This window comes from Brucella daejeonensis (assembly GCF_014199265.1).
Classification (GTDB): Bacteria; Pseudomonadota; Alphaproteobacteria; order Rhizobiales; family Rhizobiaceae; genus Brucella; species Brucella daejeonensis.
In genome coordinates, this window is record NZ_JACIJG010000004.1 from 287,698 (window position 1) to 302,059 (window position 14,362).

Here is a 14,362-nt window from a genome sequence, read left to right on the forward strand (position 1 = left end):
ATGAAAAGACCGGTATTTGGGAGGAGGAGAACCGGTCTTGTTGCCGCAAAGCCTGGGAGGAGGAGAGCTTTGCGACGATCCAGGTCTGATGGGAGGATGAGCCAGACCTGAAAAACTGTCAGACGCGCTGATTAGCGAGCCTTGGCCTGGCGAGCAACGTACGGGATGTCCGCGCGGGAGATGCCAAGATCGTTCAGCTCACGGGTGGAGAGCTGGCTGAGTTCGTTGACGGTGTCGCGATAACGGCGCCAGTTGTTGTAAGAGCGAAAGAGGTTCATCGTGCTATTCCTTCATCGTTGAGGAACTGAGGTTCTGTTCAATTCATCTCGTTTGTTGCCCATGATATAAGCTATTGTTTTCGCAGGTTGCAGACCCGAGTTTGCATAGCTGCCTTGCGGATGCTGCACGACGATATAAATCGATTGAACTGGCAGGGCACAAATTTGCCGTAAAGCGATTTGGTATCTATCTTTGCCGGCAGCGCGGTTTCCTATATGTTCTCAGCCGCTTACGAATGCGTTGGCGACAACGGACAAAATGAGCAGGAGCAAATTTGTCATTTTCCATATCTGTTGAACGCCTGATCGAGAGATGGCGGCGGGACGGCTTGATCGATGCTGAAACAGCGTCGAAACTGAATGCCGACCTTGAAAAGCGCGCTTCGGCCTTCAGTCTCGGTTCTGTCCTGGCCACGCTCGGCGGACTGCTGCTTGGCGCGGCGGTTATCATGCTGGTTGCCGCAAACTGGCAGGAAATGCCGCGCCTCGTGCGTATCGGCCTCATATTCGTCCTGATATGGGCGAGCTATCTCGGCGGGGCCTGGCGACAGGCGCGCGGCGATACGGTGTTCCCGGCCGCACTTTACGTCGTCGGAGCCGCTTCGTTCGGCGCGGGGCTGGCGCTTGTAGGGCAAATGTATCACCTGTCAGGCGATGTTCATTCGGCGGCGATCTACTGGTCACTCGGCGTCCTTGCATCCGCTTTTCTGGTTCGGGCACCGGTGCTGGCCGCGTTCGGGGCCGGTGTCGCCTGCTTTTACCTGTCGACCTACGTGTTTGCCGATGGATTATATGACGACGCGACATATCGCTGGGTCGGGCCGATCCTGTTCCTTGTCGGTGTCGGTGCGGCGCTTTTCACTCGCTCGCGTCACGCTGCCCATCTGTGGGCCTTTTTCTCTATCGGCTGGACCATACTCATCTATGCGGAGCAGGAGAACAATGCGGTGCTGATCGCCATGATCGCGGTCGGCGTCGGTCTGGTGGCGGCCGATGGCTTCGGCCATGTCGCACTGCAAAGGCTGACCCGCTTCGCTCATCCGTTGGCCGCTTATGGGCTACTGATGGCTTTGCTGGCGCTCGCCATCCTGCAACTCAACCAGATGTTCTCCTATTCCGGTCTGGCCATGAGCATCGAGCGGGAGGCCTTTTACGGAATTCTGATACTGGCGCTCTCCATCGGAGCGATAGCCATATGCGGCCGCAACAATGGCGGATTGCGCTCCATCGCTTATGCGGCGTTTTCTATAGAGGTCCTTTATCTGGCGTTCCAGACGGTGGGCTCAATGATCGGTACGTCAGGCTTCTTTCTCACGGCAGGTATTCTCGTTCTGTTGCTTGCCGCCTTCGTGCGGCGCATGGAGAACCGTTTCGGACGCAAGCGCAATCTGGTGGAGGCGGGATCATGAACCGCAAGTGGCTTTATGCCGGGGCCGTCGTCGCCGCTCTGCTGCAAACCGGTATCCTTTATGCCGGAATAGAAAAGCGGGCGTCGATATTGCGTTCGGGCTCGGAAGTGGTGCTTCAGACCGAACCCTTTGATCCGCGTGATTTGATGCGCGGCGATTACGTCGTCCTCCGTTACGAGATATCCAGTCTGGCAAGAAAGGATATCGCGGGTACCCACCCGGACGGTTCGCGCATCGTATATGTGGCGGTCAAGCCGGATGCGGAAGGTGTCGCGCGGTTCTCGCGAGCGTCTTTTGTTCCGTTCAAGGACTTGGCGCCGGAAGAGGTGCAGATTCGGGGCGAGGCCTACTATTCGATAACCGACGACCGGGAGGCGAACATACGCCTTAATTTCGGCATCGAACGCTATTATGTTCCTGAAGGGCAGGGGCGTGCCATCGAGGACAGTCAGCGGGAACGACGGATTACCGCCGTTGTCGCGGTCGATGTGAGCGGATCGCCGGTCATCAAGGCATTGCGCGATGACGGGCGGCAACTCTACAAGGAGCCACTTTATTGAGAGCGGTTCGGCCTCGATCCTGGCATTATGGACAGGGGCTGTATATGGAGGCGCGAAGGGCAGGAAGCGCTGGCCTTGCAAAACTGGGCAAAACCGGGCAAATCATTGCCGGGAAGGCGGCTTTTTTCCTTTGAACCGGAAAAATTGGATGATATAGAGACGCGCGCTTTTGAGGGCGGTTCAATATCTGAGGCGAATTTGGTGCGTTCTGCGGAATGCGCTTCGCTTCAGAAGCGGATGTGGCGAAATTGGTAGACGCACCAGATTTAGGTTCTGGCGGGAGACCGTGGGGGTTCGAGTCCCTCCATCCGCACCAATGACCGTCATAAGGCAACGGAATTTCTCTCCCGCGACTTGAGGCAAAATGCCGGAAACGGCGGGATAATGACAAGAAGTGAAGGTTTGAACATGCAGGTTACCGAAACGCTCAATGAAGGGCTGAAGCGCGAGATTAAAGTCGTGGTTCCGGCCGGAGATCTCGAAGCCAAGCTCGCAGAGCGGCTCGAAACCGCGCGTGGCCGCGCTCGCATCAACGGTTTCCGTCCGGGTAAGGTGCCTGCCGGTCATCTACGCAAGATGTACGGCAAGTCCTTCATGGCCGAGATCGTCAACGAAATCCTCAATGATTCGTCGCGTTCGATCCTCGCCGACCGCAACGAAAAGTCGGCGACCCAGCCTGAAGTCATCATGTCGGAAGACGAAAAAGAGGCCGAAAAGGTTCTCGACGGCAAGGCTGATTTCGTTTTCTCGCTGAACTACGAAGTTCTGCCGGCCATCGAAGTCAAGGATTTCTCCAAGATCGCAGTGACCCGTGAAGTCGTCGATATTTCCGATGAGGAAGTCGATGAGCAGGTCAAGCGTGTCGCCGCGTCCACTCGCACCTTCGAAACCAAGAAGGGTAAGGCCGAAAACGAAGATCGCGTCACGATCGACTATCTGGGCAAGCTCGACGGCGAACCGTTCGAAGGCGGCGCGGACAACGACGCGCAGCTCGTTCTCGGTTCCGGCCAGTTCATTCCGGGCTTTGAAGAGCAGCTCGTCGGCGCCAAGGCTGGCGACGAAAAGGTCATCAACGTGACCTTCCCGGAAGAATATGGCGCAGCGCATCTCGCGGGCAAGGAAGCAACCTTCGACATCAAGGTCAAGGAAGTCGCCAAGCCGAACGAACTTGAATTGAACGACGAAACCGCCAAGAAGCTTGGTATCGAAACGCTGGAACGCCTGCGTCAGGTCGTTCGCGAGCAGATCGAAAGCCAGTATGGCCAGATCACCCGTCAGAAGGTGAAGCGTCAGATTCTCGACGCTCTGGACGGCGACTATCAGTTCGAAACCCCGCAGAAGCTGGTTGACGCCGAGTTCAACAACATCTGGCAGCAGATCAATTTCGATCTCCAGCAGGCTGGCCGCACCTTCGAAGACGAAGAAACCACGGAAGAAGCTGCTCGCGAAGAATATCGCAAGCTTGCTGAGCGTCGCGTGCGCCTCGGCCTGGTTCTCTCCGAAATCGGTGAAAAGGCCGGCGTTGAGGTTTCTGAGGAAGAACTCCAGCGCGCCGTTTACGATCAGGTTCGCCGCTATCCGGGTCAGGAAAAGGAAATCTACGAATTCCTGCGCAAGACGCCGGATGCCGTGGCTAACCTCCGTGCTCCGATCTTTGAAGAAAAGGTCGTTGACCACCTGCTCGCCAATATCAGCGTGACCGACAAGAAGGTCTCCAAGGAAGAACTGACGGCAGAAGAAGACGACGCAGCGGAAGCAAAGCCTGCAAAGAAGGCCGCGCCGAAGAAGAAGGCTGCACCGAAGAAGAAGGCCGATGAGGGTAAGTCTGAAGAGGCTTGATCTTCCCTTCTCCGCGAATGAGGATTGGCCGCGCTTGCGAAGCGCGGCCTTTTCCGTTCCAGAACCTTCTATGTGGCTGAAAAGCTTGCATCGAGGGGGGCTTTGCTCTAGCCAGTAATCAATCCGTTTTTCAGCTTAATCCAGATAATTCGCGAGCCAGCATGTCCATTATTGATACGCGCACGCCAGAACCGAAACGCTTCATTTCCGGCGCCACGGGCGACTGGGAAGTCGTCATCGGCATGGAAGTTCACGCACAGGTCACATCCGAATCGAAGCTGTTTTCAGGCGCTTCCACCTCCTTCGGTGCGGAGCCGAACGCCAATGTGTCTCTGGTCGATGCGGCCATGCCCGGTATGCTGCCGGTCATCAATCTGGAATGCGTGAAGCAGGCGGTCCGCACCGGCATTGGCCTCAAGGCGCAGATCAATTTGAAGTCGGTTTTCGACCGCAAGAATTATTTCTATCCCGATCTGCCGCAGGGCTACCAGATTTCGCAGTTCAAGCAGCCGATCGTCGGCGAAGGCCAGATCACCATTTCTGTCGGCCCCGACAATAAGGGCCAGTTCGAAGATGTCGAGATCGGCATCGAGCGACTGCATCTGGAGCAGGATGCGGGCAAATCGATGCACGACCAGCATCCGACCATGTCCTATGTCGATCTGAACCGTTCCGGCGTGGCGTTGATGGAAATCGTTTCCAAGCCGGATATGCGCTCGTCGGATGAGGCGCGCGCCTATCTGACCAAGCTGCGCACGATCGTCCGTTATCTGGGTACTTGCGACGGCAATATGGATGAAGGCTCCATGCGCGCTGACGTGAACGTTTCCGTGCGCCGTCCGGGCGGCGCGTTCGGTACACGCTGCGAAATCAAGAATGTGAACTCGATCCGCTTCGTCGGTCAGGCGATTGAATATGAGGCCCGCCGCCAGATCGCCATTCTGGAGGATGGCGGTGAAATCGATCAGGAAACGCGCCTGTTCGATCCGGTGAAAGGCGAAACGCGTTCGATGCGTTCCAAGGAAGAAGCGCATGATTATCGCTATTTCCCTGATCCTGATTTGCTGCCGCTTGAATTTGATCAGGCATTTGTGGATGCGCTGGCCGTCGATCTGCCGGAGCTACCGGATGAAAAGAAGCAGCGTCTGGTTGAGAAGCAGGGCATTTCGATCTATGACGCCTCGATTCTGGTCACCGAAAAGGCCATTGCGGACTATTACGAATCCGTGGCTGCAAACCGCGACGGCAAGGCTGCCGCAAACTGGGTCATCAACGATTTGCTCGGCGCGCTGAACAAGGCTGGCAAGACCATCGAGGAATCGCCCGTCAGCCCGGAGCAGCTTGGCGCGGTGATCGACCTGATCCGGGACGGCACCATTTCCGGCAAGATCGCCAAGGATCTGTTCGATATCGTCTGGAATGAGGGCGGCAACCCGAAAAAGCTCGTTGAAGAACGCGGCATGAAGCAGGTCACCGACACCGGTGCCATCGAAAAGGCCGTGGACGACATCATTTCCGCCAACCCGGACAAGGTCGAACAGGCCAAGGCCAAGCCCACGCTGGCAGGCTGGTTCGTCGGTCAGGTGATGAAAGCCACCGGTGGCAAGGCCAATCCGCAAGCTGTCAACGGACTGGTCAAGGCCAAGCTCGGGATCGAAGAATAATGTGGGTTCGCAGTGCGACAGAGGCCGATCTTAAAGCAGTTCATGAACTGCTCGTTTCGACCTGGCACGCGACGTTCGACGATATTCTGGGTCGGGAGACGGTGAATGCCGTCACCGACCGCTGGCATAGTGTTGCCGCGCTGAAAGCCAATCTGAAAAAGCCTTATTCGGAATTCGTTGTTGCCGATAATGGCGAGGGCGGCATTGACGGCATGGCTTTCGCAAGCCAGTCCGAAGAAGGCAAGGCATCGCTGCATCAGCTTTACGTGCGACCCGATGCGCAGGTTCAGGGCATCGGCACGATGCTTCTGGCCGAAATAGAGATGGCATTCCCCGATGTGCGGGCGATCAAACTTGAAGTGATCGAAAAGAACGCGAAAGCCGTGAAATTCTATGAGCGCAAGGGTTATGCGATTGTCGGGCGCAGTGAGGACTGGGGCGATCCGAACTGCAAGGAGCCGGTTCTGGTTATGGAAAAATCGCTCGAAGGCTGGAGCATGTAAGGCTCTTCATACTGTTGTGAGAGCGGCAACTTGGCTCTTGCCTTGGATGGGCGATAGGGCCATAAGCTTTCAATAAAGCGGCGGTTTTAATCGTCTGCAACGATGATGGATCTGGAAAAGGCCATGATGAAATTTCTTACGCAAGTCTTCACCTGGTGGAACGGCCAGACACTCGGCACGCGTTTCCATACCTGGCGCAAGGGCGAGCGGGTTGGCGAAGACGAATTCGGCAATGTCTATTATCAGGGCGGCAAGGATTCTGAAGGGCGTACGCGCCGTTGGGTCATTTTCAATGGCTATGCGGAAGCAAGCGCCATTCCTGCCGGCTGGCATGGCTGGATGCATCATCGTGTCGACACGCCTCCGAGCAAGGAAGACTATCGCCCGCGCGATTGGCAGAAGCCGCATCTTCAGAACCTGACCGGTACGTCATTGGCCTATCGCCCGAAGGGTTCGATCGCCCGTCCGGGTACGGAACCTGCGGAACGTCCGCGCGTTACCGGCGAGTATGACGCCTGGACACCGGGTAACTGAGATCGGGGTTATCCGGCGTGAAACACGCCGGATTTTGATGCTTTTGGCTCGCTTCGAGCCGAAATTGAATGAAAAACCGGGATAGTCGCGTGACAATCGGGTCCGTGCTTTATTGCAACTTGCAGTCGGGCAACGAATCGTCACATTTCGTTACTAGGAATAGTCCCAGTTTTTTTAACATTATGGTGCGGATTTCGTTTTGACGAAGCATTTCCCCGGCGTAACCGATAGCAGAAGAAACAGCATCAAAAGGGCGGCTATGGTCGCCTTGATTTCGGTCTTTGCGAGCGCAAGCGGCTTTCATGGCGCCAAGGCGGAACGCATTACCAACCCGGTTGCAGAGTTTTCCGGGCTGGACAAGGTGACGGGACGCATCACCACATTCGATGTCTACATCAACGAGACCGTCCAGTTTGGCGCCCTGCAGGTAACGCCAAAAGTCTGTTATTCCCGCACCGAAAATGAAGCGCCTCGCACGGATGGTTTCGTCGAAGTCGATGAGATCACCCTGGACCGTAAGATACGACGCATTTTCACTGGCTGGATGTTTGCTGACAGTCCGGGTCTGAATGCCGTCGAGCATCCAATTTACGATGTCTGGCTGAAGGATTGCAAGCAGACCTCAGACGTTCCACCGCCGGATCAGCGCAAGTAGTTTTTACAGAGCGTGTCGTCAGAACCGCGCAATACCTTCGAGCGCGCCTTCCAGCAGCTTCTCGTATTTCTTTCGCGGCACTTCTATTGCGCCAAATCTCTCAAGATGCGGGGTGGTGAACTGGGTGTCGAGCAGGACGAATCCCTGTTTGATCAGATGCTGCACCAGATAGGCCAGACACACTTTTGAAGCGTCGCGCTTGCGCGTGAACATGCTCTCACCGAAAAAGGCGCGCCCGAGAGTGACGCCGTAAAGCCCACCGACGAGATGATTGTCATGCCAGGCTTCGACGGTGTGGCAATGTCCTATTTCGAACAGTTTCTTGTAGGCTTCCCGGATCGGTTCATTGATCCATGTGCGCGCGCGCTCGCCTGTTCCGCTGGCACAGCCGTCTATGACACCATCGAAATCGCTATCGAGCCTTATATCAAATATGCCCTGTCGAATGGTTTTTCGCAGGCTCTTCGGCATATGAAAACTGTCGAGGGGGATTACGCCGCGGCGTTCAGGACGAACCCAGAAAACTTCGGGATCGTCCGCTTCTTCCGCCATGGGAAATACGCCCGTGGCGTAGGCCCGCAGGAGCAGTTCCGGCTCGATTCTGTAGTCGTCCGGGGTCACTCCTGCGGTCACTTTTTTCAGGCGCTTTCGCTGTTCATCTTCGTGGCGAGATATTTTTCCAGCCAATGAATGTCGTAATCGCCGTTGGCGATGTCCTGATTGCCGATCAGGTCCTGGAACAGGGGCAAGGTCGTCTTGACACCATCCACCACGAATTCGTCCAGTGCGCGACGCAGACGCATCATGCACTCGACGCGATTGCGGCCATGCACGATGAGCTTGCCGATCAGGCTGTCGTAATATGGCGGAATGCGATAGCCGGAATAGACGCCCGAATCTACACGCACACCGAGGCCGCCCGGCGTATGGTAATGCGTGATGAGACCCGGCGAAGGCGCGAAGGTCAGCGGGTCTTCCGCATTGATGCGGCACTCGATAGCGTGACCGGAGAAGCGGATATCCTGCTGCTTAACCGACAGGCCAAGGCCAGCTGCCACGCGAATCTGTTCATGTACCAGATCGATCCCCGTGATCGCTTCCGTCACCGGATGTTCGACCTGAAGTCGCGTGTTCATTTCAATGAAGTAGAATTCACCGTCTTCATAGAGGAACTCGATCGTCCCGGCGCCACGATAACCAAGCTCGGCGCAGGCATTGGCGCAGATCATGCCGATCTTTTCGCGCGCTTCCGCGTTGAGCGCCGGGGAATTGGCTTCTTCCCACACCTTCTGGTGGCGACGTTGCAGCGAGCAGTCACGTTCGCCAAGATGGATGGCGTTGCCCGCACCGTCGCCCATGATCTGCACTTCGATATGACGCGGCTTTTCGAGGTATTTCTCGATATAGACCGCATCGTCGCCGAAAGCTGCGCCAGCTTCGGAACGTGCCGTCGCCAGAGCGATCGAAAGGTCTTCCTCGGAGCGTGCAACCTTCATGCCGCGGCCGCCGCCGCCGGCAGAAGCTTTGATGATGACCGGATAGCCGATTTCCTTGGCTACGCGCGCGGCTTCCTTGTCGTCCGTCACACCGCCATCGGAACCCGGGACCACGGGAATACCGAGGCGCTTCGCCGTGCGCTTGGCTTCGATCTTGTCGCCCATGATGCGAATATGGGAGGCGGTGGGGCCTATGAAGGTGATGTCGTGCGCTTCAAGGATTTCAGCGAACTTGGCATTCTCCGACAAAAAGCCGTAGCCCGGATGAATCGCGTCAGCGCCCGTAATCTCGCAGGCTGCAACGATCTGATGGATGTTCAGATAGCTGTCGCGCGACGGCGGCGGACCGATGCAGACGCTTTCGTCCGCCAGGCGCACATGCATCGCGTCGGCGTCCGCGGTTGAGTGCACGGCGACTGTCTTGATGCCCAGTTCCTTGCAAGCCCTGAGCACGCGAAGAGCGATTTCGCCACGATTGGCTATGAGTATCTTTTGAAACATTGCGCTTTGCTGCCCGTCCATTGAATAAGCCGTGATCCGTTATCTTATTCGATCACGACGAGCGGTTCGCCGTATTCGACCGGCTGAGCGTCTTCGATCAGGATCGCCTTGACCGTACCGGCACGCGGCGCCGGAATCTGGTTCATGGTCTTCATGGCCTCGATGATAAGAAGCGTCTGGCCTTCCTTCACCTGCGTGCCGACTTCGATGAAGTTGCGGGCGCCGGGGGCCGGAGCGAGATAGGCGGTGCCGACCATCGGGGAAGGAACGGCGTTCTTGGCAAGCTCGGCCTTGGTCGTTTCTGCTGCGGCCGCAGGCGCAGCGGCAGGTGCAACCGTCGCGGCCGGTGCAGCTGCGGGAACGACGGTAGCCGCAGCTTGAACCGTAACCTTGCGCGAAACGCGGATACGCAGATCGCCGTGTTCCACTTCGATATCGGTGAGATCGGTTTCGTTCAGAATATCCGCGAGATCGCGGATCGTTTCCTTGTCGATGACGGAGTTTTTGCTGGACATATCAGGCCCCTTTTACGCTTTGCCCGTTGTTTTCTTGTTCTTTGGCAATTGCCGCAAGCGCGCGCAGGCCGAGCAGGTATCCTTCCGCGCCAAAGCCGCAGATGACGCCCTTGGCGACTGCGGACACGTAAGAATGATGCCGGAAAGCCTCACGCGCATGAATGTTGGACAGATGCACTTCCACCACCGTAACCTTGGCCGAGCGGATGGCATCGTGAATAGCTATTGAAGTGTGGCTATAGGCGGCCGGATTGATGAGGACGAAGGCGTCCTTGTCGCCCGCTTCCTGAATCCAGGTCACCAGATCGCCTTCATGGTTCGACTGGCGGAATACGACGTCAAGATTCAGTTGTCCGGCCTCGCGTTTACAGGCCGCCTCGATGTCATCCAGCGTTGCAACACCATAAATCCCCGGTTCCCGTTTTCCGAGAAGGTTGAGGTTGGGGCCGTTCAAAACAAAAACCGTTTTTGCCATATCCGTCCGTGACGATAGCGCGTTTACCACGAAATTTCGGTACACTTCGCATTCCATATAGAGGGCTTGGACGCAAGTCGAAACCCTCTAATTCATTGCAGATGGCATACCGCAGCGGTTTTTCCCGCTATTCTTTGCGGAATGAACAAGCAATACGGCATTTTTGCTCCATTCACCGTATTTTGATGGCGCCGGGCCACAACTGTCTCACGAAAGCGACCAGCAAGAGCCCGGCAAATTTTTTAGTTCTTTGTAGCAGCGCGTGCAGCGGCGATTCTTTCGACCAGTCCTTCGACGCCGATGGCGCCCGGCACCAGCTCGTCGCCGATGATGTAGGACGGGGTGCCCGTAATATTGAGCTGCTGCGCCAACTGGTAGGTCTTCTGGAAGGCGTCTGTAATTGCCGGATCTTTCATCTTGTCGCGCAACTGCGTCTCATCGGCTCCGAGTTCGACCGCATCGGCAATGGCAGAATCTTCGGTTGCGCGTTCCTGTGCGCCGAGCAGTACCTGATGGAACTGGTCATACTTTTCCGGCATGAGGGACTTGAACGCCTGCGCCACGATATGGGCCTTTACCGAGTCCGGCCCCAGGATCGGGAATTCCTTCATCACGAAACGAACCTTCGTGTCGCTCTTGAGAATGGCTTCCATGTCGGGCAGGGCACGCTTGCAGTAGCCGCAATTATAGTCGAAGAATTCGTAGACGGTGACGTCGCCTTCGGGATTGCCGAAGACAGAATCGTGCTGTTGATCGTAAAGAGCGTCACGATTGGCGGTCAGAACCGCCTTCGTCTGCTCCTGGGCGACACGTGCCTGCTTGGTTTCGAGCGCAGTTTGCACTTCCAGCAACACTTCCGGGTTCTGGATGAGATAGTTGCGCACGACATTCTCGATGGCTTGCTGGTCGGGAGCCTGGGCAGCCGCCGTTTCGACAGGAGCTGGCGCGGAAACCTGTCGTGCCGTGCCGGCATAATATCCGACCGCAAGAGCTGCGAGACCGACAACGCCGCTCGCCATTGTGATGGAAAATGCATTCTTCATCCGAGAATTCCGATCTTTCTTGAAAATCCGTATCGGGCTTGCCCGATGTACTATTTTGACTTCTTGGCGTTGATGATGTCTTGCGCGCGCAGCCAGTTCGGCGAGCCGGGCTTCATCTGTTTTTGTGCGCGGATGGCGAATATCTGCGCCTGCCGGAGCTTGCCCGAATAATAGTTCATGTCGGCGGTGGCAAGATCGGCAAGCGCCATATTTCCTTGCTGTCCGTAGGCTTGCGCGAGATAGCCGTAGCCGCCGGGAAACTCGGGATCGGAAGCTATGCCCGCCCTGATCTCTTTGATGGCTGTCGGCATATTCGCCTTGGAGCCGGTCAGCATCAGCGCTCGACCATAGCTCATGCGCAGAAGCGGCGACTTGCGCGGATCGAGCGAAACCGCCTTCTGAAAGGCTTTTGCCGCGCCCGATGCGTTGTTTGCCTTGATCAGAACCTCGCCTCGCATTTCCTGAAAATAGGGGTTCTTCGGCTGTTCCTTGATGAGAGCATCGAACTTCGGCAGGGCTGTCCGCGCCGATCCGTTCAGATAGGTCGTGATGGCATTGCCATAGCGGGCCGGAAGGCCTCCGGGATTATTGCGGAACATACGCTGCAATGCGCCCATATTGCCGGAATAGGCCGCGATCTTTGCGCGGGCCATGTCGTGGCGAAGCTGCAATGCCGGGGAATCTGTCTTGTTGAAATAAGGACTCTTCCTGGCGAGTTCTTCGAGATTGGCGATGCGTTCGCGCGGGAGAGGGTGGCTGATGCGATACTGATCGATCTGCGTGCCCGATAGAGACAAGGCCGATGCGAAGCGCTCGAACGTGTCCAGCATACCCTTTGTCGATTGGCCGGTTGCATTGAGGTAATTCACCGCAAGGCGGTCCGCCGTCATTTCTTCGGTGCGCTGATAGCTCATAAGGCTGCGCATCGCCATTTCATTGGTGCCGAGCGCAACGCCCGCTCCAGCCCCGGCTGCGCCGCCACTGCCGCTCGCAGCGCCAGCGACGCCAGCCCCGACACCCAGAAGCATACCGATGATCGCCATGGTGCGGGCACGGCTCAGCTGTTCACGCAGCCGATCTTGATGGCCGCCCGCGAGATGCCCTGATTCGTGTGCAATGACGCCGATGATCTCATTTGGCGTCTCCGCCTGCATGATGGCGCCGGTATTAATGAATATGCGCCGCCCGTCGACGAAGGCGTTAAAGCTGGGGGAATTGACCAGAATGACCCGCACACCGCGACCGCCGAGGCGGGCTGCCTTGAGGATTGGTGCAGCATAATCGGCCACGAGCGCCTCAATCTCCGCGTCCCGAACAATGGGGACGCCGCGACCGCGCGTCTGCGCGGAGGCGGGCAGGGCGCTCGTAACGGCTATGGTCAGCGCAGCCACCGTCGCGACCGAACGGCGAACCAAAGCACGGAAAGAAAGTCTTCTGCCTGGGAAAGGTGCAGTCATCGTCCCCATAGTATTGTTCTTCCTTCTCGAAATCGGCGCGAATCTTATAGCCTGTGTGTTAAATCATGGACAGGTTACGGCAGCATTGTCTCGTAATTTGGTCGCATTTTCTCAAAACAGTCTGTTGCTTTAGCAATCCGGCGATTATACGGCGGATAAAGAAAGCGCCATTCGCAATTTTCTGGAGGTAAAGTTGGTCACTCTTTCGAGCCGCAGCGCGGTTGAGCCCTTTCACGCCATGGATGTACTGGCTGAGGCCAACCGGCGTCGTGCCGCGGGACACCCGATCATCTCGATGGCCGTGGGGCAACCGGCCGACCCGGCACCGATGATCGTCCGTCAGGCGGCGGAGCGCGCCCTCAAGGATGGTCGCATCGGTTATACCGACGCTTTGGGCTTGATCGAATTGAGGGAGGCCATTGCCGCTCATTATGCCGATCATTACGGCGTTTCGGTTTCTCCCGAACGAATTGCTGTGACCACCGGTTCTTCCGCCGCCTTCAATCTGGCTTTCGTGGTCTATTTCGATCCCGGTGACCGGGTCGCGATCACGCGCCCCGGCTATCCTGCCTATCGCAACATTCTGACGGCTCTTGGCCTGGAAGTCGTGGAAATTCCTACGGGTAACGGAACTACGGCATCCCTGACTGCCGAGGCGCTTGCCGCCGCACATGCCGAAAAGCCGCTCAAGGGTGTGCTGTTTGCGAGCCCCGCTAACCCTACCGGTGCGGTCATTGACAGAACGGAATTGAAAGCGATCGTCGAAACGGCCCGCAAACTGGATATCCGGGTGATTTCCGATGAAATCTATCACAGGCTTTCCTATGAGGCCGAGGATGTGACTGCGCTGGAAATCGCTGACGACGTGACGATCATCAATTCGTTCTCCAAATATTATTGCATGACCGGCTGGCGTATCGGATGGATGGTCTTGCCGGAAAGCGATATTCGCGCAGTCGAACGGTTGGGCCAGAGCCTCTATATCTCGGCGCCGGAACTATCGCAGCGGGCTGCTATCGAGGCATTCCACGCAACCGACGAACTGGAGCGCGTGAAAGATCGCTATCGTCGGAACCGTCGTATTCTGCTGGACCATCTGCCGCGCATGGGGTTGAGTCTGGCCGCGCCCATGGATGGCGCATTCTATGCCTATTGCGATGTCTCACGATTTACCAATGACAGTATGGAATTTGCCCGCCGGATGATCGCGGAAATCAACATTGCGGCGACGCCCGGCCGCGATTTCGATCCGCTGGACGGACATCGCACGATGCGCTTTTCCTATGCCGGAAAGATCGAAGAGATGCAGGAAGCCGTTCGCAGGCTCGAAAGCTGGCTCCCTCAGCAGAAAGCCTGACTCCCACATTCATGTGTTAGAGCGCGTTTCGATCTGACTGAACCAGATCGGCGCTCTAATAGGTCCTGACCCTGAT

15 protein-coding genes and 1 tRNA gene are annotated in these 14,362 nt (G+C 56.9%); 9 read left to right on the forward strand and 7 right to left on the reverse strand.

Going from position 1 to position 14,362, the window contains the following annotated elements:
• Positions 1–131 precede the first annotated feature (131 nt).
• Positions 132–278, reverse strand: coding sequence for a DUF1127 domain-containing protein (locus tag FHS76_RS07205; protein ID WP_183650055.1), 147 nt, complete (start codon positions 276–278; stop codon positions 132–134).
• 275 nt (positions 279–553) lie between these two features.
• Here FHS76_RS07205 and FHS76_RS07210 point away from each other — a divergent pair, with 275 nt between their 5' ends.
• From FHS76_RS07210 to FHS76_RS07245, 8 genes are all read left to right on the forward strand, one after another.
• Positions 554–1,687 (forward strand): DUF2157 domain-containing protein, encoded by a 1,134-nt coding sequence (locus tag FHS76_RS07210; RefSeq protein ID WP_183650058.1) that lies wholly within the window; start codon positions 554–556, stop codon positions 1,685–1,687.
• Positions 1,684–2,247: a GDYXXLXY domain-containing protein gene (locus FHS76_RS07215; protein WP_183650061.1), complete on the forward strand. Its 564-nt coding sequence runs from the start codon at positions 1,684–1,686 to the stop codon at positions 2,245–2,247. Before FHS76_RS07210 ends, FHS76_RS07215 begins: the two co-directional genes overlap by 4 nt.
• 233 nt (positions 2,248–2,480) lie before the next feature.
• Positions 2,481–2,563, forward strand: a tRNA-Leu gene (locus tag FHS76_RS07220).
• Between the two features lie 92 nt (positions 2,564–2,655).
• Positions 2,656–4,086 carry a trigger factor gene (tig, locus tag FHS76_RS07225; RefSeq protein ID WP_268902624.1) on the forward strand — a complete coding sequence of 477 codons (1,431 nt, stop codon included), beginning with the start codon at positions 2,656–2,658 and terminating at the stop codon, positions 4,084–4,086.
• A 161-nt stretch (positions 4,087–4,247) separates the two neighbouring features.
• Positions 4,248–5,750: an Asp-tRNA(Asn)/Glu-tRNA(Gln) amidotransferase subunit GatB gene (gene gatB / locus FHS76_RS07230; RefSeq protein WP_183650067.1), complete on the forward strand. Its 1,503-nt coding sequence runs from the start codon at positions 4,248–4,250 to the stop codon at positions 5,748–5,750.
• Positions 5,750–6,253, forward strand: coding sequence for a GNAT family N-acetyltransferase (locus tag FHS76_RS07235; RefSeq protein ID WP_183650070.1), 504 nt, complete (start codon positions 5,750–5,752; stop codon positions 6,251–6,253). The genes gatB and FHS76_RS07235 overlap by 1 nt, the downstream gene beginning before the upstream one ends.
• A 123-nt stretch (positions 6,254–6,376) precedes the next feature.
• The gene (locus FHS76_RS07240; protein ID WP_183650073.1) at positions 6,377–6,787 is read left to right on the forward strand and encodes an NADH:ubiquinone oxidoreductase subunit NDUFA12; all 411 of its coding nucleotides are present in this window, start codon (positions 6,377–6,379) and stop codon (positions 6,785–6,787) included.
• A 199-nt stretch (positions 6,788–6,986) separates the two neighbouring features.
• The gene (locus FHS76_RS07245; RefSeq protein WP_183650076.1) at positions 6,987–7,442 is read left to right on the forward strand and encodes a DUF2155 domain-containing protein; all 456 of its coding nucleotides are present in this window, start codon (positions 6,987–6,989) and stop codon (positions 7,440–7,442) included.
• An 18-nt stretch (positions 7,443–7,460) separates the two neighbouring features.
• On the opposite strand, the gene aat is transcribed toward FHS76_RS07245, so the two are convergent.
• The 6 genes from aat to FHS76_RS07275 form a co-directional block, all read right to left on the reverse strand.
• Positions 7,461–8,030, reverse strand: coding sequence for a leucyl/phenylalanyl-tRNA--protein transferase (aat, locus tag FHS76_RS07250; RefSeq protein WP_183650177.1), 570 nt, complete (start codon positions 8,028–8,030; stop codon positions 7,461–7,463).
• Between the two features lie 50 nt (positions 8,031–8,080).
• Positions 8,081–9,439 carry an acetyl-CoA carboxylase biotin carboxylase subunit gene (gene accC / locus FHS76_RS07255; protein ID WP_183650079.1) on the reverse strand — a complete coding sequence of 453 codons (1,359 nt, stop codon included), beginning with the start codon at positions 9,437–9,439 and terminating at the stop codon, positions 8,081–8,083.
• A gap of 44 nt (positions 9,440–9,483) precedes the next feature.
• Positions 9,484–9,954 (reverse strand): acetyl-CoA carboxylase biotin carboxyl carrier protein, encoded by a 471-nt coding sequence (accB, locus tag FHS76_RS07260; protein WP_183650082.1) that lies wholly within the window; start codon positions 9,952–9,954, stop codon positions 9,484–9,486.
• A 1-nt stretch (position 9,955) separates the two neighbouring features.
• On the reverse strand, positions 9,956–10,429 hold the full coding sequence (aroQ, locus tag FHS76_RS07265) for a type II 3-dehydroquinate dehydratase (RefSeq protein ID WP_183650084.1): 474 nt from the start codon (positions 10,427–10,429) through the stop codon (positions 9,956–9,958).
• A gap of 242 nt (positions 10,430–10,671) precedes the next feature.
• A complete protein-coding gene (locus tag FHS76_RS07270; RefSeq protein WP_183650087.1) occupies positions 10,672–11,472 on the reverse strand; it encodes a DsbA family protein in 801 nt (266 codons plus the stop codon).
• 50 nt (positions 11,473–11,522) lie between these two features.
• The gene (locus tag FHS76_RS07275; RefSeq protein WP_183650090.1) at positions 11,523–12,938 is read right to left on the reverse strand and encodes a M48 family metalloprotease; all 1,416 of its coding nucleotides are present in this window, start codon (positions 12,936–12,938) and stop codon (positions 11,523–11,525) included.
• Positions 12,939–13,122: 184 nt separating this feature from the next.
• Here FHS76_RS07275 and FHS76_RS07280 point away from each other — a divergent pair, with 184 nt between their 5' ends.
• Positions 13,123–14,286 (forward strand): pyridoxal phosphate-dependent aminotransferase, encoded by a 1,164-nt coding sequence (locus tag FHS76_RS07280; protein WP_183650092.1) that lies wholly within the window; start codon positions 13,123–13,125, stop codon positions 14,284–14,286.
• Positions 14,287–14,362: the final 76 nt, after the last annotated feature.